At 35.7% G+C, this 21,845-nt stretch carries 24 protein-coding genes; 8 read left to right on the top strand and 16 right to left on the bottom strand.

Annotated elements, in window-relative coordinates; all coding sequences use genetic code 11:
* Positions 1–35 precede the first annotated feature (35 nt).
* Positions 36–416 (bottom strand): group III truncated hemoglobin, encoded by a 381-nt coding sequence (locus tag EG344_RS10700; RefSeq protein WP_123909419.1) that lies wholly within the window; start codon positions 414–416, stop codon positions 36–38.
* Between the two features lie 144 nt (positions 417–560).
* Between EG344_RS10700 and EG344_RS10695 the strand changes: the two genes are divergently transcribed.
* The 3 genes from EG344_RS10695 (at position 561) to EG344_RS10685 (ending at position 2,576) form a co-directional block, all read left to right on the top strand.
* Positions 561–1,532: an ion channel gene (locus EG344_RS10695; RefSeq protein WP_123909418.1), complete on the top strand. Its 972-nt coding sequence runs from the start codon at positions 561–563 to the stop codon at positions 1,530–1,532.
* On the top strand, positions 1,533–2,021 hold the full coding sequence (locus EG344_RS10690) for a YkgJ family cysteine cluster protein (protein WP_123909417.1): 489 nt from the start codon (positions 1,533–1,535) through the stop codon (positions 2,019–2,021).
* Between the two features lie 240 nt (positions 2,022–2,261).
* Positions 2,262–2,576: a hypothetical protein gene (locus EG344_RS10685; RefSeq protein ID WP_123909416.1), complete on the top strand. Its 315-nt coding sequence runs from the start codon at positions 2,262–2,264 to the stop codon at positions 2,574–2,576.
* 44 nt (positions 2,577–2,620) lie between these two features.
* Here the strand turns inward: EG344_RS10685 and EG344_RS10680 are convergent, their stop codons facing one another.
* The 4 genes from EG344_RS10680 to EG344_RS10665 form a co-directional block, all read right to left on the bottom strand.
* Positions 2,621–2,989: an iron chaperone gene (locus EG344_RS10680; RefSeq protein WP_123909415.1), complete on the bottom strand. Its 369-nt coding sequence runs from the start codon at positions 2,987–2,989 to the stop codon at positions 2,621–2,623.
* Between the two features lie 132 nt (positions 2,990–3,121).
* Positions 3,122–4,480, bottom strand: coding sequence for an NADP-specific glutamate dehydrogenase (gdhA, locus tag EG344_RS10675; RefSeq protein ID WP_123909414.1), 1,359 nt, complete (start codon positions 4,478–4,480; stop codon positions 3,122–3,124).
* 190 nt (positions 4,481–4,670) lie between these two features.
* Positions 4,671–5,780 (bottom strand): DNA-processing protein DprA, encoded by a 1,110-nt coding sequence (gene dprA / locus EG344_RS10670; RefSeq protein ID WP_123909413.1) that lies wholly within the window; start codon positions 5,778–5,780, stop codon positions 4,671–4,673.
* A gap of 33 nt (positions 5,781–5,813) precedes the next feature.
* A complete protein-coding gene (locus EG344_RS10665; RefSeq protein WP_123909412.1) occupies positions 5,814–6,581 on the bottom strand; it encodes a rhomboid family intramembrane serine protease in 768 nt (255 codons plus the stop codon).
* 9 nt (positions 6,582–6,590) lie between these two features.
* Between EG344_RS10665 and EG344_RS10660 the strand changes: the two genes are divergently transcribed.
* The 3 genes from EG344_RS10660 (at position 6,591) to EG344_RS10650 (ending at position 8,909) form a co-directional block, all read left to right on the top strand.
* Positions 6,591–6,830: a hypothetical protein gene (locus tag EG344_RS10660; protein WP_123909411.1), complete on the top strand. Its 240-nt coding sequence runs from the start codon at positions 6,591–6,593 to the stop codon at positions 6,828–6,830.
* The gene (locus tag EG344_RS10655; RefSeq protein ID WP_123909410.1) at positions 6,830–7,756 is read left to right on the top strand and encodes a DUF3078 domain-containing protein; all 927 of its coding nucleotides are present in this window, start codon (positions 6,830–6,832) and stop codon (positions 7,754–7,756) included. The genes EG344_RS10660 and EG344_RS10655 overlap by 1 nt, the downstream gene beginning before the upstream one ends.
* Before the next feature lie 229 nt (positions 7,757–7,985).
* A complete protein-coding gene (locus EG344_RS10650; RefSeq protein WP_123909409.1) occupies positions 7,986–8,909 on the top strand; it encodes a DUF3078 domain-containing protein in 924 nt (307 codons plus the stop codon).
* 67 nt (positions 8,910–8,976) lie between these two features.
* Here EG344_RS10650 and sufD read toward each other — a convergent pair whose 3' ends face one another.
* From sufD to EG344_RS10625, 5 genes are all read right to left on the bottom strand, one after another.
* Positions 8,977–10,284, bottom strand: a complete 1,308-nt coding sequence (gene sufD / locus EG344_RS10645; RefSeq protein WP_123911800.1) for a Fe-S cluster assembly protein SufD — start codon at positions 10,282–10,284, stop codon at positions 8,977–8,979.
* Between the two features lie 164 nt (positions 10,285–10,448).
* Positions 10,449–11,192 carry a Fe-S cluster assembly ATPase SufC gene (sufC, locus tag EG344_RS10640; protein ID WP_123909408.1) on the bottom strand — a complete coding sequence of 248 codons (744 nt, stop codon included), beginning with the start codon at positions 11,190–11,192 and terminating at the stop codon, positions 10,449–10,451.
* A gap of 18 nt (positions 11,193–11,210) precedes the next feature.
* Complete coding sequence (locus tag EG344_RS10635) at positions 11,211–11,717, bottom strand: GNAT family N-acetyltransferase (protein WP_123909407.1); 507 nt, start codon at positions 11,715–11,717, stop codon at positions 11,211–11,213.
* Positions 11,718–11,723: 6 nt separating this feature from the next.
* On the bottom strand, positions 11,724–13,172 hold the full coding sequence (gene sufB / locus EG344_RS10630; protein WP_123909406.1) for a Fe-S cluster assembly protein SufB: 1,449 nt from the start codon (positions 13,170–13,172) through the stop codon (positions 11,724–11,726).
* A 68-nt stretch (positions 13,173–13,240) separates the two neighbouring features.
* Complete coding sequence (locus EG344_RS10625) at positions 13,241–13,570, bottom strand: HesB/IscA family protein (protein WP_027372006.1); 330 nt, start codon at positions 13,568–13,570, stop codon at positions 13,241–13,243.
* A gap of 215 nt (positions 13,571–13,785) precedes the next feature.
* Here EG344_RS10625 and EG344_RS10620 point away from each other — a divergent pair, with 215 nt between their 5' ends.
* Positions 13,786–14,739: a GLPGLI family protein gene (locus EG344_RS10620; RefSeq protein ID WP_123909405.1), complete on the top strand. Its 954-nt coding sequence runs from the start codon at positions 13,786–13,788 to the stop codon at positions 14,737–14,739.
* Positions 14,740–14,752: 13 nt separating this feature from the next.
* The gene (locus EG344_RS10615; RefSeq protein ID WP_123909404.1) at positions 14,753–15,604 is read left to right on the top strand and encodes a GLPGLI family protein; all 852 of its coding nucleotides are present in this window, start codon (positions 14,753–14,755) and stop codon (positions 15,602–15,604) included.
* Positions 15,605–15,661: 57 nt separating this feature from the next.
* On the opposite strand, the gene EG344_RS10610 is transcribed toward EG344_RS10615, so the two are convergent.
* The 6 genes from EG344_RS10610 to EG344_RS10585 all read right to left on the bottom strand — a co-directional run bounded on the left by EG344_RS10610 (position 15,662) and on the right by EG344_RS10585 (position 21,845).
* The gene (locus tag EG344_RS10610) at positions 15,662–16,525 is read right to left on the bottom strand and encodes a neutral zinc metallopeptidase (RefSeq protein WP_123909403.1); all 864 of its coding nucleotides are present in this window, start codon (positions 16,523–16,525) and stop codon (positions 15,662–15,664) included.
* A gap of 77 nt (positions 16,526–16,602) precedes the next feature.
* On the bottom strand, positions 16,603–17,445 hold the full coding sequence (locus EG344_RS10605) for a hypothetical protein (protein WP_123909402.1): 843 nt from the start codon (positions 17,443–17,445) through the stop codon (positions 16,603–16,605).
* Positions 17,446–17,629: 184 nt separating this feature from the next.
* A complete protein-coding gene (locus EG344_RS10600) occupies positions 17,630–19,708 on the bottom strand; it encodes an LTA synthase family protein (RefSeq protein ID WP_123909401.1) in 2,079 nt (692 codons plus the stop codon).
* Positions 19,709–19,921: 213 nt separating this feature from the next.
* On the bottom strand, positions 19,922–20,440 hold the full coding sequence (gene ribH, locus EG344_RS10595; RefSeq protein WP_123909400.1) for a 6,7-dimethyl-8-ribityllumazine synthase: 519 nt from the start codon (positions 20,438–20,440) through the stop codon (positions 19,922–19,924).
* Between the two features lie 3 nt (positions 20,441–20,443).
* Positions 20,444–21,151 (bottom strand): tetratricopeptide repeat protein, encoded by a 708-nt coding sequence (locus tag EG344_RS10590; RefSeq protein ID WP_123320372.1) that lies wholly within the window; start codon positions 21,149–21,151, stop codon positions 20,444–20,446.
* 157 nt (positions 21,152–21,308) lie between these two features.
* Entirely contained in the window at positions 21,309–21,845 is a 537-nt protein-coding gene (locus EG344_RS10585) for an adenine phosphoribosyltransferase (RefSeq protein WP_123909399.1), read from the bottom strand.

Raw genomic sequence — 21,845 nt, 5'->3', positions numbered from 1 at the left:
TCCCGGAACCCGAACTCCGAAAAGCCCGGAACTTACTAAAGTCTTCTCGCCAATTCCATTTTAAAAGCCATCAGTTTGGCAATATTCTCGGATTTGTATATCGCCATATCAGCGTTTTCACCTACGAAGTTCTCTTCAATAGTTGTTCTCCATAGCTCAAGCCATTTGTCGAAGTGCTTTTGCTCCATAGCCTGTATTTCATTAATCGGAAAATGGACGCCCATCGGATTTCCTTTGTAGGTCATCTGTCCAAAAAGAATAGATTCCCAAAACGAATACATTTTTGGAAGGTGTTTATCCCAGTCAACTTTAGCAATATCATTGAAGAAGAAACTAATGGTTTCATCCTTTATTACTTTGGCATAAAATGCGTTCACCAGATGTTCAATATCTTCTCTTGATTCAAGCTTTTTCATATTCCAAATTTACTGTAAAATCAAATTGAATGAGTAAAGGTTTCAATTGATAAAATTCATGAAAACAATATTTTATCTTTGTATCCGGAAACGCGATAAGGTGAATGATAAGTAATTAAGTTATTGAAAAACAAATAATATAAGATGACAAGAGGATTCAGAAAAAAGATCCGCCAGAAAAACACTGAGAATAGTGGTTTCGGAAGCAATGCCTCAGGAAGATTCATCAATAAAGATGGTCTCCCGAATGTGAAGAGAACAGGGGTGAATGTTTTCAACAGTCTTAGTTGGTATCATACCATGCTGAATTTGTCCTCATTTCGTTTTATTTCGTATCTCGTCGTAGCATATATTGTGATTAACCTCATATTTGCCATGATATATTACCTGATTGGAGTAGAGCATCTTACAGGAATAGATAAAAGTGACCCATTGAATGAGTTTATTGACGTTTTCTTTTTCAGTTCACAGACCTTTACTACTGTAGGATATGGAAGAATTGCTCCTGTTGGTTTTTTGGCGAGTTTAGTGGCCACTTTTGAAGCTTTTCTGGGATTGCTTACCTTTGCCATTGCAACGGGACTCTTCTATGGGAGATTTTCAAGGCCGAGAGCTTATTTAAGGTTCTCAGATATTGCAGTAATTGCACCTTTTGAAGAAAGTACGGCTCTCATGTTCAGATTAGCTCCTTATAAAAACAATGCACTGACAGATGCTGATGTGATTGTGTCTACAGCTATCGAAGTGATTGAGAACGATGTTCCTAAAAGTAATTTTTACAGGTTGGAAACACATTTAAGTAAAATCAATACGCTGGCTCTGAATTGGACGGTTGTTCATAAAATAAATGAAAGTTCACCGTTTTTCGGTTTCTCTGAGGACGATTTTAAAAGCACAGATATCGAGATCATTGTTCAGGTACGGGCATTTGATGAAGTGTTTTCAAATACTGTTGTTCAGCGATCTTCGTATGTGACGGGTGAGATTGTATACGGGGCGAAATTTGTTCCTATGTATTATCCTGATAAAAAGAATCTTGCTACCATTTTAGATCTGGATAAGATCAATGAATATCAAAGAGCTGATCTCCCGGTGCAGGTAGGAAATAAAGAATAAATGAATTTAGATTTTTATAAAAAGCAAGCTTTACAAAAGCAGAAAGAACATAAAAAATTTCTGGACGGATTAAAGAAAAAGCCGCCCAAAAATCTTGATTATATCGTACAGGAAACCCATGATGAAGTTTTTGACGAAATAGATTGTTTACAGTGTGCCAATTGCTGTAAAACCACAGGCCCGTTATATACTGAGAAGGATATTGAGCGTATTGCCAAACACCTCCGTATGAAATCAGCTGATTTTGAAGCTAAATTCCTGAGAGTGGACGAAGATAATGATAAGGTGTTACAGAACCTTCCGTGCTTTTTTCTGAATGGTGACAATACTTGTTCCATCTATGAAGTAAGACCAAAAGCCTGCAGAGAATATCCTCATACTGACCGTAAAAAGATCTACCAGATCAATAATCTGATGCTGAAAAATACAGTGATTTGTCCTGCCGCTTTTGAGTTTGTAGAAAAGATGATGAAGAATATAACGAAGTGATTTTGAAGGGAGAACGGGAATCTTTGTTAAGATTTTAAACCTTGTCAAGGATGAAGAAAAAAAGCCTCCTATAACTAAGACATATTTTCATATCCAGCTTCGGTTTTCCTTAAAATTTCAACTGAAATATTTTTGTAAATTCTTCTTAAAAAATGATAAAGTACGTTAAATAAGTAACTTACATATAATTTTTATAAATGATGTCTCGTTTAGTTTAAACAATCATTTAAATATTACATTATGAAAAAGTTATTTTTAACGGCAGCATTTGCATTAGTCGGAGTCACCGCAGTATCGGCTCAAACACAAACTCAGAAGCCAGCTGAAAGCACGACTAATACCCAAACAACAACGCAAACTCAACCACAGACATCGGAAACCAAAACAGATTGGAGTTCTACCACTACTAATGGGAAGAATCAAAGTACCACTACAACGGAAGCTTCAACAGCAACACCTGTCGCTGAAGCCACTGTTAGTACAGGAACTACGATGGAAGCTACAAAGCCTGCGGAAGCAACAAAAGAAGAAAAGAAATCTAAAAAGAAAAAGTGATAGTATTTTAGCAAACACTAGTCTGAATCCTGGAATCTTGTATTTCAGGATTTTTTTTGATCAATTTCTCTGATTTTGAATGCTACAATCCGGTTAATCAGATCCCGTGGGGTATCTTCATCTATCGGAAACTGTACTGCTCCTTTAGAGAACTTGTAATTCATTTCTTCAAAATCTTTTTCAAAATTTTTGATTCCTTCAGCACCGGGATAGAACCCGATGTGTTTTTTATATCCTGCAAAATAAACTAAAGGTTTTCCTTTATATTTAAAAGCTGGCATCTGATAGCCAATATATTCTTCAAGATCGGAAACCTCTGAATGAATGGACTTTCTCAGTTCAAGAAGTTTCTCCTGAACATTAATAGGAAAAAAGAGGATGTAATCATCAATATTTTTAAAGGTGCTTTTCATACTTATAAAAATAAAAAAAGCGCTGCATATAGCAGCGCTTTCTCCTTTCACTTTTTACTTTTTTCCCATTATCCCGGGAACAGGCTATATCAAAAAAGGTCGGGAGTTTTTCCCAACCTTTATCTTTTTATGCTACACAACTCCTTGAGCTAACATTGCTTCTGCTACTTTTACGAAGCCGGCAATATTGGCACCTTTTACGTAGTTTACATAACCGTCTTCGTCTTTTCCGTAGTCTCTACAAGCTTTGTGGATACCGATCATGATTTCCTTTAATCTTGCGTCAACTTCTTCAGAAGTCCAGTTAAGACGGATAGAGTTCTGAGTCATTTCTAATCCTGATGTAGCAACACCTCCAGCGTTGGAAGCTTTACCAGGAGAGAATAATACTTTATTGTCTAAGAAATAGTTGATTGCGTCAAGTGTAGAAGGCATGTTAGCCGCTTCAGTTACACAAAGACATCCGTTTTCAACTAATTTTCTTGCATCATCTAAATCTAATTCGTTTTGAGTTGCAGAAGGGAATGCTACGTCACACTTCACTTCCCAAGGACGTTTTCCAGCGTGGAATTCAGCAGATGGATATTTTTTAGCATAGTCCTCAGCTCTGTTGTTTCCAGAAGCTCTAAGTTCTAATAAATAGTCAATTTTTTCTCCGCTGATACCATCTTTATCATAGATATATCCATCAGGACCAGAAAGTGTTACAACTTTTGCTCCAAGCTCAGTTGCTTTTTTGATAACTCCCCAAGCTACGTTTCCGAAACCTGAAACAGTTACTATTTTTCCTTGGAAATTCTGTCCGATCGTTTTAAGCATTTGCTCAGCGAAGTATACCACTCCGTATCCTGTAGCTTCAGGACGGATTAATGAACCTCCGTAAGCAAGACCTTTTCCTGTAAGAACTCCGGTAAATTCGTTTCTGATTTTCTTGTATTGTCCGAATAAGTAACCGATTTCTCTTGCTCCTACACCAATATCTCCTGCAGGTACATCTGTTTCAGGACCAATGTGCTTACATAATTCCGTCATGAAAGCCTGGCAGAAACGCATCACTTCCATATCAGATTTTCCTTGTGGATCAAAATCTGAACCTCCTTTACCTCCACCCATTGGAAGAGTCGTTAAAGAGTTTTTAAACACTTGTTCGAAAGCTAAGAATTTAAGAACTGATAAGTTTACAGTAGGGTGGAAACGGATTCCTCCTTTGTATGGTCCAATAGCAGAGTTCATTTGGATTCTGAAACCTCTGTTAACCTGAATTTCTCCTTTATCGTCAACCCATGGAACTCTGAAGATAATAATTCTTTCAGCTTCAGCCATTCTTTCAAGCAGCTTCATTCCGGTATATTCTTTTCTCGTAGCAATGAATGGAATTACAGTTACGGCAACTTCTTTTACAGCCTGTAAGAATTCCGGTTCGTTAGGATTTTTTGCTTCAATTTTTGCAATAAACTCTTGGATTTTCTGGTCAATATTATATTGTTCCATATATTAAGGTTGAATATTATTGTCAACAAATTTAATTTTTTTTTCAAGATTCACAACACTCTATTTTAAGATTGTTAAAAATTAAATAATAATGTTTGGAAATATTATTAAATTAATAATTTATGATTAAAATTTATTAAAAATGAAATGTTATGTGTGAAATAATGCAGTATTAAGAAATCGTTAATTCTTAATTTGCTATAAATTGCCTCCCGGAAAATGATTTTACTTTCCCTAAAAGTTCTAATTCCAAAATAATCGGTAAGATTTTATGCGAAGAAAGGTCAATTTCCTGTGCAAGATCGTCCAGAGAAATCTGTGGATTTTGTTTAATAAATTGATAGACATTTTTCTGATTGTCAGTTAATTGTATTGTTGTTTCGCTATAAGGAAAAAGCTCAGCAATTTTTTCTTTTGGATTATGGAGGCCAAGCATACTGATAAGATCTTTGAGGGTAGAAATAGCAGTGGCTTTATTGTGTAAAATCAATTGATTACAGCCTTGGCTATGAACATCGGTAATCTTTCCCGGAAGAGCAAAGACCTCTCTGTTATAATCATTGGCGAAAGTTGCTGTACTTACAGATCCGCCACCAAATCCCGTTTCAACTACAATGGTTGCAGGAGAAAGTCCTGCCACAATTCTGTTCCTCTGAATAAAGTTTTCACGGTCCGGCTTTCTTGCCGAACAAAATTCTGTTAATAAAACACCCCCTTCCTGGAGAATTTTTTCTGAAAGTTTTCTGTTTTTGGCAGGATATAAAAACTCAAAACCATGGGCAAGAACTGCGATGGTTGGTTTCTGACTACAGATAGACTGCTCATGAACCTCTTTGTCTACTCCTAAAGCAAGACCACTCACAGAAACATATTTTGAAGATTGGGTGGCTTCAAAAAAATCTATGATAAACTGTTTTCCATAAGAAGTCATATTGCGGGTTCCGACCAAGCTAATCTTTTGAAGGGATTCATCAATGTTTCCTTTTTGGTAGAGAATAGCAGGAGCGTCTATGCATTCATTAAGAAGGGAGGGAGCTTCATCCAGATGCCTTAATCTGACCTGGATACTATTTTTTTCGCAAAATAACAGTTCTTTTTCTGCAAATTTCAGATGGGTTTCATTCCCAATATCAGCAACTGTTTTTTGTCCTATACCTTCAAGCTTTTTGTATTCTCTTTTTGCTTTTTTCCATGCATTTTCTGCACTACCAAAGGTTTTTACAAGTTTATGGAAATTGATGTCGCCAATCTGACTGCTTTCGCGCAAGGCGATGGCATATAAATATTCTTCGGAGATCATGTGTGTTTTTTATCAAATGTAATGAAATAAGTTTTATTTTCCTCTTAATTCATCCAAATGATCCCATATATCATCTCTTTTTTTATACGGGAGTTCCATGAAATCTTCCGGGTGGTTTTCTTTATATTCCTGCCAAAGTTTATCATCTTTTTCACTGTAATAATTAGGATATTCCCAGATGAATTTTTTCTTTTTCTCCCCTACATTTTTAAAAGCAAAAGCGATGATACTTCCTACAATCGCTCCGGAAAGGTGAGCCTGCCATGATATTTTACTAGGTTCCTGCATATTATAGAACAGTTCCTCGGGAAGCATTCCCCATACTAAACTTCCATAATATAAAACAACCAGTAAGGAAATAGTCAGAAATTTCATATTCCATTTAAAAACCCCACTGAAGAAGAGGAAAAAGGCTAATACATATACTACACCACTGGCTCCGATGGTACAGGTATACATATATTCACCAGTCATGATGTCAATAGGAGGGAGCAGCCATACCAAAAGTCCTGTTGCAATCCATCCGATAAAGAATACTTTATTGGCCACTAGGGGATAGAATTGATACAACAGAAACATCAATGCTGCTATGGGGATAGAGTTTCCAATAATATGGTCTATATTTCCATGTAATAGAGGAGAGGTTAGGATTCCCAGCAGCCCTTCCGGTACCAATGGAATAATGGCTCCGAAGCAACTTCCAAAAAAGCCATGCATTTGTAAAAAATATCCGAACCACATTGCAGAGAGCATCAGCAAAGGGTATATAATCGCTTTTTTGGAAATTACATTTTTAAACATGGAGATTGTATGTCAAATCAAAAGCCAATGATAAATTTCGGAAAATTTGTCGATGAAATTATTTATACTTCCCTGATTTTAAGACAAAAGGTATTAAATTTACCTTTTAAACCTTTTATTTTGGCATTTGTTTCATTGAAGTATTTTGTTGTCAATGGGTTGAAAATTAGAAAAAGTATATTGTTTAAGGCTAAATTTACCTTTAAAAAAAATTATATTAATACTTTTGCATTGAAATTATTAGAGTAATGAAGAAGTTTTTATTGATTCTTTCCATATTTATGGGGGTTTATGCAAGTGCACAAGAAGAGTTGAAAAAAGATTCCGTGAAGGTAGATACAGTAAAATACTGGTCAGTATTAGGAAAAAACACTGTAATGATTAATCAGGCAGCCTTTTCAAATTGGGTAGGAGGAGGAGCCAATAACGTTGGTTGGTTGGCTGGTGCTAATTATAATATTACCTATGAAAAAGACAATGATCTTTGGGAAAATATTATTGTCCTAGGATATGGACAGAATGATACTAAAGGGCTGGGAATAAGAAAAACCCAAGACGTCATCAACGTTTCTACAAACTACGGGCGAAAGTTTTCCAAGAGTTGGTACTTTTCTTTAGGAGCAGGCTTTCAGTCTCAATTTGCTCCGGGATATGAGGATGGAAATAATCCGGAAGCAAAGAAAATTTCAAACTTTATGGCTCCGGGCTATATGAACCTCGGGATGGGTATCACTTACAGGCCTAATGACAATCTTACGGTCACTCTACGTCCTACCAACGCCAGATGGACGTTTGTCTTGGATAAAGAACTTCAGTTTGCAGGCAGTTATGGTTTGAAAAGTGACGGTGATTCTTCTCTTTTCCAGTTCGGTTTCCTGGGAACAGCAATGTATAAGCTGAAAATCATGGAAGATGTTCATTTAACAAATACAGCTTCAATCTTTTCCAATTACCTGGATCGACCGGATAGACTGGTGTTGGCTTATGGAGCGCTTCTGAATCTAAAAGTTAACAAATATATCTCATCCAATATCTCATTAGATTTACTGTATGACCATAATCAGATTGAAAAAACACAGTTAAAGCAGACGCTGGGAATTGGATTTGCCTATACATTGGATAATGGGGTAAAACGTTCTGATCGTAAAGACAGCCAATGGTGGATTAAAAAATAAATCAACAATCAGAATTCAATCATAAAAGCACTTCAGCAACGAGGTGCTTTTTTCTTGTTTAAATGTTAAGATTTTAAGTTGTTTTAAGTTTGCTGTGTGTGGGATGATTATTTAAGTGGTTTATTTTCATTTTGTTATCACCGTGTTTTTAATTAAGAGCAATTCATTTTAATGTGAGTTTTATCTTGGCGTAAATTATTATTTATACATTTGTAGGAAATCGTTAATTATGAAAAAAGTTTTATTGATCGCTTCCGTTTCTTTTGGAGCTATGGCCATGGCTCAGGAAACAAAAACCGATGCTCCTGCAGCAGACACTGTTAAGGCCTGGTCTATTCAGGGACAAAATACTTTAATGCTTAACCAGGCTGCCTTTTCAAACTGGGTAGGTGGTGGAGCCAACAACGTAGGATGGCTTGCCGGTGTCAATTACAATCTTACTTATGAAAAAGGCAAAGACCTTTGGGAAAACATCATTATTCTTGGTTACGGACAAAACAACACACAAGGTACCGGAGTAAGAAAAACTCAGGATGTTATTAACTTATCTACAAACTATGGTAGAGAGTTTGCCAAACATTGGTATATTTCCGGAGGTATGGGTATTCAGACCCAATTTGCTCCAGGTTATGAAGATGGTAACAATCCTGATGCAAAGAAAATTTCAAACTTTATGGCACCTGGTTACTTGAGCGTTGGGGCAGGGGTTACTTATCGTCCGGATGATAATCTTACCGTGACACTACGTCCTGCAAATGCCAGATGGACCTTTGTTTTGGATAAAGATCTTCAAAAAGCAGGAACTTATGGACTTAAAAATGATGGTGATTCTTCTCTTTTCCAGTTCGGTTTCTTGGGAACAGCCATGTATAAGCTGAAAATTATGGAGAACATCACTTTGCTTAACACAGCTTCCGTATTTTCAAACTACCTGGACCACCCGGAAAGGTTAGTGCTTGGATATAGCGGAATTTTAAGTATGAAGATCAATAAATATATCTCTACGAATGTGACACTGGATCTGTTGTATGACCATAACCAGATATGGAAAACCCAGTTGAAACAAACGTTAGGAGTAGGTTTAGCTTATAATTTTGATAACGGAAAGAAACGCTCAGAAAATAAGGATAACCAAAGCTGGTTAAAGAAATAGCCCAAAAGGGTATAAATATAAAAAGCACTTCGTAAGAAGTGCTTTTTTATTGTCAATTATATAAGAATTAAAATTCTATATCTACTTCCAATTTCTCAGCTAAAAGCTTTGAAATTTTCTCTTTTAGAGGTTCAATATCGATATTTTGCATGGCATCATTGGCAAAGGCATATAAAAGTAGTGCCTGTGCTTCTTTTTTAGAGATTCCTCTCGCTCTCAGATAAAATAGGGCATCTTCATTAAGCTGACCTACTGTACATCCGTGAGAACATTTTACATCATCCGCAAAGATCTCCAATTGAGGTTTGGTATCAATACTTGCTCCCTCGCTTAGCAATACGTTATTATTCTGTTGATAAGCATTGGTTTTCTGAGCGATTTTATCAACAAAAACTTTTCCGTTGAAAACTCCGTGGGCATTACCATCGAAGATTCCTTTGTAGTTCTGGTAACTTTCACAGTTCGGGAAATTGTGGTGAACAGCAGTATGATGATCTACCAACTGATCTTTTCCGATAATTGTGATTCCGTTCATGAATGAATTGATATTTGATCCATTATGAATAAAATCGAGGTTATTTCTTACCAATTTTCCTCCAAAAGAGAATGTATTCACAGTGGTTAAGCTGTCTTTCTCCTGTTTTGCGAAGGTATGATCTACAAGGTAAGAAGTATTATTGTCGTTCTGAAGTTTGTGCCAGTCTGCTTTTGCATTTGGATAAGTGAAGATTTCCGTCACAGAGTTCGTTAAGACATAAGTGTCATCAAAATTGTGGTGACTTTCAATAACTTCAACTTTCGCTCCATCTTCTACAATTAGTAAGTTTCTTGTATTGTAGAATGTGTTTTCTTCTTGATTTTGAGAAATATAGAAAACATGAATAGGCTTTTCAATCACTACATTTTTAGGCACCTTCAGGAAGAAACCATACTTGCAGTACGCAAGATTTAAGTTGGTGAAAGCTAAATCTTTGGAAGCAATTGTATTGAAATATTTTTCAAATACCTCTTTATGTTTGTCATCATTCAATGCATAATTGAATGACAGAAATTCTACATTTTCAATAGAAACTTTTGAAAGTTCTTTGTGAAGTTTACCGTTTACAAAAACAATCCAATCAAAATTTTCTTCTCCAAGATGCAATTCATCAAACTGCTCTTTAGTGATATTGTGGCTTTCTTTCGGGAAGAAGTTGTAGCTTTTTTCCGTGATCTCCTTTAGATTGGTATATTTATATTCTTCGTCTTTTTTTGTCGGAAAACCCATGTTTTCAAACTTTTGAAGAGCAGCTTTTCTATTGTCATCCAGAAATCTGTGACGAAGACTCTCCAAAAACTCATGATGGTTTTCGATGATTTGTTCTTTTAATGCCATTACTGGTATATCTGTGGTTTGCACCATTTTTTCTTTTTATTTTGAACTAAAAATATTGCTGTTCCGAGAAACAGTGAAATCCAATTTTTAATATTAGAGATTCTTTTTTTGCTACATTTATGAATGACCGCGAAAGTTTTTAATCTCTGAAATAATGTTTCTTCTTAGTTAAGAAGCCAGTCGTACCCTTTTTCTTCAAGCTCTAATGCTAAAGACTTATCACCTGTTTTGATGATTTTTCCATTAGCTAAAACGTGAACGAAATCAGGTTGAATATAGTTAAGCAATCTTTGATAGTGAGTAATCAAAAGGACTGCGTTTCCTTCATTTTTAAAGTGGTTTACCCCATCCGCTACAATTCTTAATGCATCGATGTCTAATCCTGAATCCGTTTCATCAAGGATAGCCAATTTAGGGTTCAGCATCATCATCTGGAAGATCTCATTTCTTTTCTTCTCCCCTCCGGAGAATCCTTCGTTCAATGATCTTGAAAGGAAGTCTTTTTTGATGCCTAATTTTTCAGATTTTTCACGGATTAATGCAAGCATTTCTTTTGCCGGCATTTCTTCCAATCCATTTGCTTTTCTTGTTTCGTTTAAAGCAGCTTTGATGAAGTTCGTTACAGAAACTCCCGGAATTTCCACTGGATATTGGAAAGATAGGAAGATTCCTTTGTGTGCTCTGTCTTCCGGAGCATCTTCGATGATATCTTCTCCCTGGAACAAGATTTCTCCACCTGTCACTTCGTAATCCTCTTTTCCTGCGATTACAGAAGAAAGGGTAGACTTACCAGCTCCGTTTGGCCCCATAATAGCGTGAACTTCTCCTGGTTTTATTTCAAGGTTAATCCCTTTTAATATTTCTGCGCCATCTTCAATTTTGGCGTGAAGGTTTTTAATTTCTAACATTTTATTTGCTTAAACAAATTATTTTTGAATTCTATATACTAAACTTTCAGGTTGACCAGGAACATCATTTAGAGTCCCGATTTTGATCATACCTGCCTTTTCCAAAACTTTAACAGAAGCTAGATTACTGGGACGGACAATGGCAAATATTTCTTCTTTATTGTCTTCATTCAATCCAAAATCTATAGCTTTCTTTGTGAATTCTGTAGCATATCCTTTCCCCCATGCCTGGGAAGCAAAACGATAGCCTAAATTCAATTTTTCTTGTTCTCCGTAGAGTCTGTAGCTCAGTCCGCCAAAACCAATTATATTTTCAGGATTATCCTTTTCAACAATTGCCCAGCTTCCAAAACGATGGTTTTCCCAATGATCAAGCATTCTGGTAAATGTACTTTCTGCTTTTTCAAAACTCATCGGTCCGCCTGGGTTATGAATATTGGTTTCAGGGTCATGATTAATTTCGAAGAATCTTTCAAAATCTTCTTTTGCAGGTTTTCTTAAAATTAATCTTTCTGTAGCTACCATGTTTTGTTATCCTACTGATCCTTCTAGTGAAATTTCAAGTAGTTTTTGCGCTTCAATAGCAAATTCCATTGGAAGCTTATTTAAAACTTCTTTACTGAATCCGTTTACGATCAACGCAATCGCTCTTTCTGTATCAATACCTCTCTGGTTACAGTAGAAAATCTGATCTTCTCCAATTTTCGAAGTGGTTGCTTCGTGTTCCAACTGTGCAGTAGGATCTTTAATTTCAATATAAGGGAATGTGTGTGCTCCACATTCATTACCCATCAATAAAGAGTCACACTGAGAGAAGTTTCTTGCTCCTTTTGCAGAAGGCATTACTTTTACCTGTCCTCTGTATGAGTTTTGAGATTTTCCTGCAGAAATCCCTTTAGAAATGATCGTTGACTTGGTATTTTTCCCAATGTGGATCATTTTTGTTCCTGTATCTGCATATTGGTGATTGTTGGTTACAGCGATAGAGTAGAACTCTCCGATGGAGTTGTCACCTTTCAGAATACAAGAAGGATATTTCCATGTTACAGCAGAACCTGTTTCAACCTGCGTCCAAGAGATTTTTGCATTTCTTTCACAAAGACCTCTTTTCGTTACAAAGTTGAATACCCCTCCTTTTCCTTCTTCATTACCAGGGTACCAGTTCTGTACCGTTGAATATTTAATTTCAGCATTGTCTAACGCAATCAATTCTACAACCGCTGCGTGAAGCTGGTTTTCATCTCTTGACGGAGCTGTACATCCTTCAAGATAAGAAACATAACTTCCTTCATCAGCAATAACAAGCGTTCTTTCAAACTGTCCTGTTCCTGCCTGGTTGATACGGAAGTAAGTGGAAAGCTCCATTGGACATTTTACCCCTTTAGGAATATAGCAGAAACTTCCGTCAGAGAATACTGCGGAATTCAATGCTGCATAGAAGTTATCTCCTCTAGGAACTACTTTTCCAAGATATTTTCTTACTAAATCAGGATGGTTTTTAATAGCCTCAGAAATAGAACAGAAAATAATTCCTTTTTCTGCCAAGGTCTCCTGGAATGTTGTTTTCACAGAAACAGAGTCTATTACAATATCTACAGCAACTCCTGAAAGTCTTTTTTGCTCCTCAATATTAATCCCTAGCTTTTCGAAAGTTTTCAATAATTCAGGATCTACCTGATCAAGGCTTTCCAATTCAGGTTTTGCTTTTGGAGCTGCGTAGTAACGGATCGCTTGAAAATCAGGTTTTTCATATTTGATGTTGGCCCAGGTAGGTTCCACCATTTTTAACCAGATTTTGAAAGATTCCAAACGCCATTCAGTCATCCATTCCGGCTCCTCTTTTTTGGCGGAGATGGCACGGACGATATCCTCATTTAAACCAATCGGGAAATCTTCATAATCAATTTTGGTTTCCCAACCGAATTCATATTTTTTATTTTCTAGATCGACTCTTAAATCGTCTTCAGTATATTTACTCATTATAATTTTTTAGATTTCAGATTTTAGGCTTCAATTTTGCTTGAGGCCTAGTATCTTATGTCTTTTCTCTAAAGACTAAATGATTCTCCACATCCACATGTTCTGGATGCGTTCGGGTTGTTGAAAACAAACCCTTTTCCGTTCAATCCTCCTGAATATTCAAGAGTTGTTCCTGCTAAATAAAGGATGGATTTTTTGTCTATAATAATTTTAATGTTATTATCTTCAAAAATCTGATCTGTGTCTGTTTTTTGGTTGTCAAACTTTAAAACATACTCTAAACCAGAGCATCCGCCGCTTTTTACCCCAACTCTTATATAATCTTCAGCAGGGTTAAAACCATCTTCCGTCATTAACTGGATGGCTTTCTCCTTTGCATAGTCTGATACCTTTATCATTGTATTTATTTAGAATGATTTAATGATGCAAAAATACGAACTAATTTCCGCAATCTCAAATCGAAGATATCTATTTTAATGATTCTGATCTTCATAGACAATTTTAATGTCTCGTGATTTATGTTAAAGTTCCATAATTTTCTCCTTTAAACCTAAGGATCTGCTTTTTGATTTTAACCTTGAATTCTATTTTTTATCTATAAAGAAAATGAATCATGAAACAAAAACTGCTGGTCTTTTGTGTATTGTTTTCGGCCATAATGTCTAATGGACAAACCATAAGATACGTATATGCAACACTGGTGAATCCAGACTCCATTAATCTGGTAAGTATGAAAAGTGAAAGAACTTTTCTGGATATTAAAAACAATAGGTCTTTGTTTATCAGTGAAAATAAATTAATACGGGATTCTCTTTTGGCTTCTTTTAAATCGCAGGTAAAAGAAACTCATAAAAAAGAAGAAAAAGATTTTTCAAAACTGGAGGGAAGAAGATCTGCTGAACCTACTTTTTTTGAATATTTTATTATTAAGAATGTTCCGGAACAAAAAGTGTACTATTATGATAAAGTAGTCGGGAAACAAATTTATTATCAGGAAGACAGACCTGTAAAATGGACTGTTTCCAATATTGTAGAAAAACAAAACGGATATACAGTGCAAAAAGCGGAGGTTAATTTTGGAGGCAGAATCTGGACTGCCTGGTTTACAAAAGATATTCCTGTTTCTGATGGACCTTATAAGTTTTCAGGATTACCGGGACTGATTGTGAAACTGGAAGACGATAAGGGAGATTATAAGTTTGATCTGGTCCAAAAAGTAACCATTAATAATGCATTTGAGGAATCAATCAGTACAGAGGCGAAGCAAAGTACAAGAGTAAATTTTCATGGAGATAAAGCGGCATTAGAATTGGAATTTGGAAAAAACCGTAAAATAATGGCCGGGAATATGAATACTGGGGAAAAGCCTGCGGATTTTAATGGAGGTGGAAGACACGGAGGCGGAATGAATGGAGGTGGCATGAGAGGTGGCGGTCATTCAGGCGGAGGAATGCACCGGGGAATGGGCAATAATGGACAGGATTTTCCGATGTCAACTGCCAATATGAGTGATCTTTCTTTTAAAAACGGGATAGGGCAGAACCAAAACCCGATTGAGTTGAATTAAATAAAAAATATAAATGAAAAAATTAAGTATTATTGCTCTGGCATTGTTTATACAACAGGTTTCTGCACAAGCCAACCGATTTGTGTATCAGGTAACGATGAAGCCGGATGCTGAAAATAAAGCAGATATAAAAACTGAAAATGCATATCTTGATATTTCTCAGGATAAATCTGTTTTTTACTCTGAAAACAGAATTAAAAGAGATTCCATTATGCAGAAAGCCTTTCAAGGCGGCGGTGGAAGAGGAAGTATTAACAGGGATCAGATGGAAGGTCTGAGGTCCAATATCAATTATTCTGTAGAAAAAGATAAAGCTAACCAAAAAACTTATTTTAAAGACAGAATAGGAAGGGATATTTATTCTTATGAAGAAGACAGACCTTTAAATTGGAAAATTTCCTCAGAAACCAGAAAAATAGGAGAGTATAAGGTTCAGAAGGCAGAAGCAGATTTTGCAGGAAGAAAATGGACTGCCTGGTTTACTACAGATCTACCCTATCAAGATGGACCTTATAAATTTGGCGGACTTCCGGGACTGATTGTAAAAGTTGAGGATGATAAAGGAGATTATTCCTTTGATCTGATGAAGAATTACAAGATTGCTGAACTTCCTTCCTTAAACCAGTTTGGAAATACCTTAAAAGTAAAAAGAAGTGATTTTATAAAACAACAGCAAAAGTTTAAAACAGATCCGATGTCTTTTATGACTCAGGGATCTGGAGGAATTTCTTCTCCAATGCGAATTGGCGGTGGTGGAAGAGGTCAAGGGGGAGGTAATCAGGATCCTGCTGAGATGAGAAAACGAATGGAAGAAAGGGTAAAAGAAGAAGCTAAGAAAAATACAAATCCAATCGAATTGCAATAAATAAAATCGCCAGTGAAATCATTCGCTGGCGATTATTTTATAATGTAAGTCTATTGACTATTTTAAAAGTTGATTGAAAGTATCCCCTTGTCTGATATCTCCGGTATTATACCCTTTCATAAACCATTCTTTACGCTGAGCAGATGACCCGTGGGTAAAGCTTTCCTGATTGACATATCCCTGTCCTCTTCTTTGGATATTGTCATCACCTACAGCTTCTGCAGCATCTATAGCAGACTGAATATCTCCTGGTTCCAGAATTTTTTTAGTATCATCAGTACGTTTAGCCCAAACTCCGGCATAAAAATCTGCCTGTAGCTCCGTAGCTACAGATACCCTGTTCATTTCAGCTTCAGAATATCTTCCGCTTCTTCTTAAGGCATCTACTTTTTGTGTAGTCCCTAAAAGCGTTTGTATATGATGTCCCATCTCATGAGCAAGAACATAGGCTACAGTAAACTCAGTGACTTTAGCTCCAAATCTTTGTTGGAGTTCTCCGAAAAATTCCATGTCCATATAGATTTTCTGGTCAGCAGGGCAATAAAATGGTCCCATGGCAGACTGCGCTGTACCACATCCGGAATTCGTTGTACTTTCGAAAAGAACAATTTTAGGATCAGTATAGTTCATTCCATTTTCTTTAAAAATCTGGCTCCAGGTTTGGGAGTTCCATCCGGCCATCATATCAACCATTTCCCCGATCTTTTTTTCCTGTACAGAAAGTTCTCTTCTTTCTCCTGTATTTCCTGAAGATTGTATGCTCCCGGAATTCAATATCCCAGAAGGGTCACCTCCCAAAAAGAAAACAATGGCTGCTATAATTAAAGTTCCGAGTCCGCCACCTACAATCATACCGCCACCTCCGCCTCCGGAGCCACGGCGATCCTCAACGTTGCCGCCTCTGTCGTCTGTCCATCTCATAATAATATGTTTTTGTGTCGTAAATTTATAAAATTAAAGTTTACAACCGTTTATTAAGTTGTGAATGCTTCTATTTATTATTCATTGAATTTTTCCCTCAGGATTCTTTTGTAATATTCTTTATTGTGTCCCTCAATATGATTAAGGTAGTTATATTTCTCCTGAAAATATTGTTTTTGACAGTTTTGTGGCAGATACTGGTTAATTGTGTCATCATCAGTATGCTCAACAATAGGGTAAGTAGGGAGTTCTGCCGGCAATAGAGATTTATTTTTTGCTATAACCTCAATGACACGATATTGTAAAGATGTCGCACAGCTGAATTTTGGGATATCTGTTTCTATATATTTTTTGTAATAATAATTAAGCGCTTCTTTTTTGAAGTGTTTATCCTGATGATTGATCGTTGTAAATAAGGTATAAAGCCAATTATATTTAATATAATTTTTTAATCTTCTTATGGAGGTTGTATCCTCCGGAGAAATAATAATATTAGGTAATTGGGTTTTCCTTAAAATGTCTACAAGCAGCAATTCTGAGACATTTTTTAATTCACCGTTATTTCTTCTCTGACCTATTTGTTCGTAAGTACTTATTTTTCCAAAAGTATCTACATTTAATTGTTGGATAAGATATTCATGGCGTTCAGCCTGATCTCCTGTATAAACAAATTTGTTATCCTTTTCTATGGTGATATTTAATTTTTCTTTGGGCTCAAGAAACAGAGTAATATTTTGAACAAATTCATTGAGGATATTTATGGAAACGTTATTAGTTTCTGTAAACTCTTTTTTATCACGGTTGTTGAGAGTAACTTCCTTTTTGCCATTTTTTATAATGATAAGGTTACCTGAGTTATTAATGATGGTAAGTTTCTGGGCTCCCACTCCTGAAAATAAAAATAAGAGGATGAACACCATCCTCTTATTTAAAAATGAATAATAATTCATAATATCTTAAAGTATAAAACTCAATACGTTAATAAGCGCTGCATTCGTTTACAGTTTCTTTATTCTCTTCTTGAATTTTTTGATTTTGGTTAATGTTTTATTCTTTCAAATATAATAAAATATCCAATATTGGTGATTTTAAGAAAGAATTATTTTATCGGTTAAGTTGTTTAGTTTTCAACCAATAAGATGTTGATTGATAGGCTGAAATAGCATCATCTACGAGTTTCTGATCTGTGTTTTTCAACAACTTTTCATTATAATACAACTTAAACTCTGGAGCCAAATCACTTTTTTCCAGCTCAAGAGAATATTGTTTTGCTTTCTTTACTGGAGAAATAATGGTTAAACGATTGTCTTTTACAAAGCCAAGATCCTGGTAAGTAGCAATATAAGCTTTAGGCTGGAATTCCGGTTTGAAAACATCTTGTCCTAAAAATTTAGATTGGTAGCTGAAATTTAGCAATCCGAAAAGAGTAGGCATAAGGTCAATCTGCGACATCAATGTATCAAACTTCTGAGGCTGTATAAATCCTTCTGAAAAGATCATCGCAGGAATTCTGTATTTATCCATTGGAAGTTCCGTTTTTCCGGCACTGGAAGCGCAGTGGTCTGCAACGATCACAAAGACTGTATTCTTATACCAATCCTGTTTCTTTGCCATGTCGAAAAACAGTTTTAGAGAATAATCCGTGTACTTCACACCCCCTTCACGGGATTTTGAAGTTCCGGGAATATCAATTCTTCCATCAGGATAGGTAAAAGGTCTGTGGTTGGAAACCGTCATCCAATGGTTAAAGAATGGTTTTCCTGATTTCGCTTCAGCATTCATGACCTGAATGGCTTTTCTGGCCATATCTTCATCTGCAACCCCCCAAACATTGGCAAAAGTAATTTCTTCCGGTTTAAAGTTGTTTCTGTCTACAATATCATATCCGTTTCCTGCGAAGAAATCCTGCATATTATCAAAATAGCTGTAACCGCCGTATAGGAATTTAACATCATATCCTTTTGATTTGAATACATTTCCCGTAGTGAACTTGTTTTTATTATCATTTCTTTTGATGATACTTTCTCCTGCGGTAGGAGGAATACAAAGAGTCAAAGCTTCCAATCCACGAACGGTTCTGTTTCCTGTAGCATATAGATTCGTAAACATCATAGATTTATCTGCAAGACTATCCAGGAAAGGAGTAATTTTTTGAGTGTTGCCATAATGTTCTAAGAAATCTGCGGAAAGACTTTCGATAGAGATCAGGACTACATTTTTCTTTGCTTCCGGCTGTTCTGCCACAATATTTCTTGCTAACGTATGTTGTGGAAATTGGCTTAGGAAGTTTTTTTCTGCCTGCTGTTGATTAAGCTGTGAATAAAACTGGAAATAGTCAAGTTCATTATGGGTAAAAGCCCAGTAAAATTTAGGAAGTCCATTTGCTTCAATTTCATCAGCAAAAACATTGTCTGATTTGATCTCCATTAATGATGGAAGAGTCAGTAAACTAATGGCACAAAGTACAGCAAAAGACCCTAATAAGATCAGTTTCTGTTTAAAATCAGGTAACTCCAGTAATTCATCTTTTGTCTTTTTATAGATAAACCAGGTAATGGTTAATGTAACAATCATTATCCCTGAAAATAAAGGAATAACAGGGTAGCTTTCCATGATATTTCCAATAACCTCGTTGGTATATATTAAGTAATCTACTGCAATAAAATTGTAACGTACTCCAAATTCATTATAAAAGAAGTATTCACTTACTCCATTGAAGATGATAAGCAGCACATACAGTAATAATGTGATAAAATATAAAACATTACGGATTTTAATTCTTTGAGTAGGAAGGAAAAGCATTAAACCAAATAAGAATGTCTTTACTCCTACAAAGGAAAGCGCTACTTCGGTTACAGAGCCTCCGTATTGTTTGAAAATATTATTAGGAATAAGCCAGATATACAGGAAAAATGCTACCAAGGCTCCAAAAATAATATACCCATAGGGCTTTTTATATTTCGAATTGGAGAGGAATAAAAAGTAGAGCGCAAGGATGGAACTGGCGAGGATAAAAACAAAGATATCGTTGATAAGGCCTACAAACAGTACTTTAATAATCTCAAAAAATCCAAAACTGGCTGTGGTGATAGGATGGAAAAAGAATACTGTCCTTATTATCAATGAAATAATCAGATAAAAAACTCCTAAATATAGGAAAGGTTTTATTTTTTTTAGAAACATGGATTTATGGTCTATACGATTTTCACAAAGATAGTTGTTGTATACAACTTTTAAGTCAAAAAAAGCAAAACCTGACATTTATTAATAAGATTTTAAGACTTATTCCATGTGATTTAAACAGATGTTTAATGAATTTGTCTTTATTCTGAAATCTTCCAACAAAAAAGGACTATTAAAAAATAGTCCAATTATATTGTTAAAGGGGTCAACGAATTAAGAATGTCCAAAACCGATGTTTCCTTTTTTATCAGATAATTTCTTTTTGAAATCAATCATTCTTAAAGCTGTTACTGCTGCTTCTACTCCTTTGTTTCCAAGGTCTCCGCCGCTTCTTGCAATAGATTGCTCTTTGGTATCATCTGTCAGTACACAGAAGATCGTAGGGGTATCGGTCATGATGTTACAATCCTTGATTCCTTGTGCTACAGCAGAACAAACATAATCGAAGTGAGGGGTTTCTCCACGAATCACACATCCGATAGAAATTACAGCGTCGTATTTTCTTTCTTTGCAAAGCTGCATGCTTGCATAGCTTAATTCAAAAGCTCCGGGAACAGGGAAAAGCTTAATGTTTTCTGCCTTTACACCTTCTTTTTCAAGAATTTCTAAAGCTGCATCACGAAGATTGTATGTTACAAAATCATTCCACTCAGAAAAAACAATGCCGATAGAAAAATCTTCGGCATTAGTTATATGAAGTGGCTTGTAATCGGAAAGATTAACTGTTGCCATTTTTTAGTAATATTTAGTCATTTCAATGTAAGAATCAGACATTCCGTTGTCATAATCCTGGTATTTCTCGTCAATTGCAGAGAAGTATTTCTTAGCATCTGCATTTTTCTTTAATCCTAATGCTACAATACCTGCTTTTCTTGTGAAGAAATAAGTAGTATAAGGATCATCAGAAGCAGTCGCTGCTTTGTCTAATAACGATAAAGCTTCGTCGTTTTTGTTCAATCCTGATTTTGCATCAGCCATAGCTCCATATTTCATAGCCATTAGCGTTTTGTTGTCAGAAGAGAATTTATCTAAAAGATCGTAAGCTTCCTGGAATTTTCCCTCTTTGAATTTCAATAAACCAGCATTGTAAGCAGATAGCTGTCCGATGCTTGTTCCTGAATATTCATTAGAAGTTCCGATGAAACCTGGGTTTGCAGCAGATTTTCCTCCTAAAGCTTCTGCGTTTTTATTTTCTGTAAGATTTTTCTGAGCAGCAAGGAAGCTTTTTACAGCTTCAGCATTTTTAGGCGCAACTACAAATTGCTTATATCCAAAGAATCCTAAAACTCCTAAAACTAAAACTCCAAATACAATCCCTAAAGGTTTTGAATATTTTTCAAGAAATCTCTCAGTGTTTAAGGCCTCTCTGTCAAGGTCTTTGAAGAACTCAACTGTTTCTTTACCTTCTTGCTCATTCTGAGCATTCTTTCCCAATTTTGCCATAAGTTTTTAAAAATTGAATTGCAAATTTAATTGTTTCTTAGAGATTTACAAAATACTTTTAGAGCATTGTTATATAAATGTTATGAATTATCAACTGTTACTATAGAAAATGCCCCGAAAACATAGTTTTCGAGGCATTATTTTTTATTGATATAGATTAATATTCTAAAATGTGGTAGACTTCTGCACCAAACTTTTTAAGTTTTTCATCGCCATTCAAACCTGTTAAACCAATAAGGAAACTGAATTGAGAAACAGTAGCACCTTGTTTTTCTACTAATTTAGCAGCAGCTTCGGTTGTTCCTCCTGTTGCTAAAAGATCATCATGGATTAGTACTCTTTGTCCTGGTTTTATCTGTCCTTCACGGGTTTCGATAATTGCGCTTCCATATTCCAGGTCATATTTTTCTGAAATGATTGGCGGGGGAAGCTTTCCAGCTTTTCTGATTAAGATAAAAGGAACTTCTAATGCTACAGCAATCGCAATTCCAAAAAGATAACCACGGCTTTCTATTCCACATACTGCATCTACTTTTCCTTTACTGAAAGCAGCAAGGTCTGCAATGACATCTTCATAAAGTTTCGGATCTAAAAAAATGGGCGATATATCCTTAAACTGAATTCCCGGAATAGGAAAGTCAGGAATATTTTCAATTGTTTCTTCTAGTCTTTTGATTAATTCTGCTGAAGCCAT

It is taken from the genome of Chryseobacterium sp. G0162 (genome assembly GCF_003815715.1).
In the GTDB taxonomy this organism is placed as follows: domain Bacteria; phylum Bacteroidota; class Bacteroidia; order Flavobacteriales; family Weeksellaceae; genus Chryseobacterium.
The sequence above is the reverse complement of the archived record's forward strand: the minus strand, read 5'-3'. Positions and strand labels throughout refer to the sequence as shown.

Coding starts and splice junctions, on each gene's coding strand:
- EG344_RS10700 (WP_123909419.1), bottom strand. CDS start 416: ATGAAAAAGCTTGAATCAAGAGAAGATATTGAACATCTGGTGAACGCA.
- EG344_RS10695 (WP_123909418.1), top strand. CDS start 561: ATGACAAGAGGATTCAGAAAAAAGATCCGCCAGAAAAACACTGAGAAT.
- EG344_RS10690 (WP_123909417.1), top strand. CDS start 1,533: ATGAATTTAGATTTTTATAAAAAGCAAGCTTTACAAAAGCAGAAAGAA.
- EG344_RS10685 (WP_123909416.1), top strand. CDS start 2,262: ATGAAAAAGTTATTTTTAACGGCAGCATTTGCATTAGTCGGAGTCACC.
- EG344_RS10680 (WP_123909415.1), bottom strand. CDS start 2,989: ATGAAAAGCACCTTTAAAAATATTGATGATTACATCCTCTTTTTTCCT.
- gdhA (WP_123909414.1), bottom strand. CDS start 4,480: ATGGAACAATATAATATTGACCAGAAAATCCAAGAGTTTATTGCAAAA.
- dprA (WP_123909413.1), bottom strand. CDS start 5,780: ATGATCTCCGAAGAATATTTATATGCCATCGCCTTGCGCGAAAGCAGT.
- EG344_RS10665 (WP_123909412.1), bottom strand. CDS start 6,581: ATGTTTAAAAATGTAATTTCCAAAAAAGCGATTATATACCCTTTGCTG.
- EG344_RS10660 (WP_123909411.1), top strand. CDS start 6,591: ATGTCAAATCAAAAGCCAATGATAAATTTCGGAAAATTTGTCGATGAA.
- EG344_RS10655 (WP_123909410.1), top strand. CDS start 6,830: ATGAAGAAGTTTTTATTGATTCTTTCCATATTTATGGGGGTTTATGCA.
- EG344_RS10650 (WP_123909409.1), top strand. CDS start 7,986: ATGAAAAAAGTTTTATTGATCGCTTCCGTTTCTTTTGGAGCTATGGCC.
- sufD (WP_123911800.1), bottom strand. CDS start 10,284: ATGGCATTAAAAGAACAAATCATCGAAAACCATCATGAGTTTTTGGAG.
- sufC (WP_123909408.1), bottom strand. CDS start 11,192: ATGTTAGAAATTAAAAACCTTCACGCCAAAATTGAAGATGGCGCAGAA.
- EG344_RS10635 (WP_123909407.1), bottom strand. CDS start 11,717: ATGGTAGCTACAGAAAGATTAATTTTAAGAAAACCTGCAAAAGAAGAT.
- sufB (WP_123909406.1), bottom strand. CDS start 13,172: ATGAGTAAATATACTGAAGACGATTTAAGAGTCGATCTAGAAAATAAA.
- EG344_RS10625 (WP_027372006.1), bottom strand. CDS start 13,570: ATGATAAAGGTATCAGACTATGCAAAGGAGAAAGCCATCCAGTTAATG.
- EG344_RS10620 (WP_123909405.1), top strand. CDS start 13,786: ATGAAACAAAAACTGCTGGTCTTTTGTGTATTGTTTTCGGCCATAATG.
- EG344_RS10615 (WP_123909404.1), top strand. CDS start 14,753: ATGAAAAAATTAAGTATTATTGCTCTGGCATTGTTTATACAACAGGTT.
- EG344_RS10610 (WP_123909403.1), bottom strand. CDS start 16,525: ATGAGATGGACAGACGACAGAGGCGGCAACGTTGAGGATCGCCGTGGC.
- EG344_RS10605 (WP_123909402.1), bottom strand. CDS start 17,445: ATGGTGTTCATCCTCTTATTTTTATTTTCAGGAGTGGGAGCCCAGAAA.
- EG344_RS10600 (WP_123909401.1), bottom strand. CDS start 19,708: ATGTTTCTAAAAAAAATAAAACCTTTCCTATATTTAGGAGTTTTTTAT.
- ribH (WP_123909400.1), bottom strand. CDS start 20,440: ATGGCAACAGTTAATCTTTCCGATTACAAGCCACTTCATATAACTAAT.
- EG344_RS10590 (WP_123320372.1), bottom strand. CDS start 21,151: ATGGCAAAATTGGGAAAGAATGCTCAGAATGAGCAAGAAGGTAAAGAA.
- EG344_RS10585 (WP_123909399.1), bottom strand. CDS start 21,845: ATGGCTTCAGCAGAATTAATCAAAAGACTAGAAGAAACAATTGAAAAT.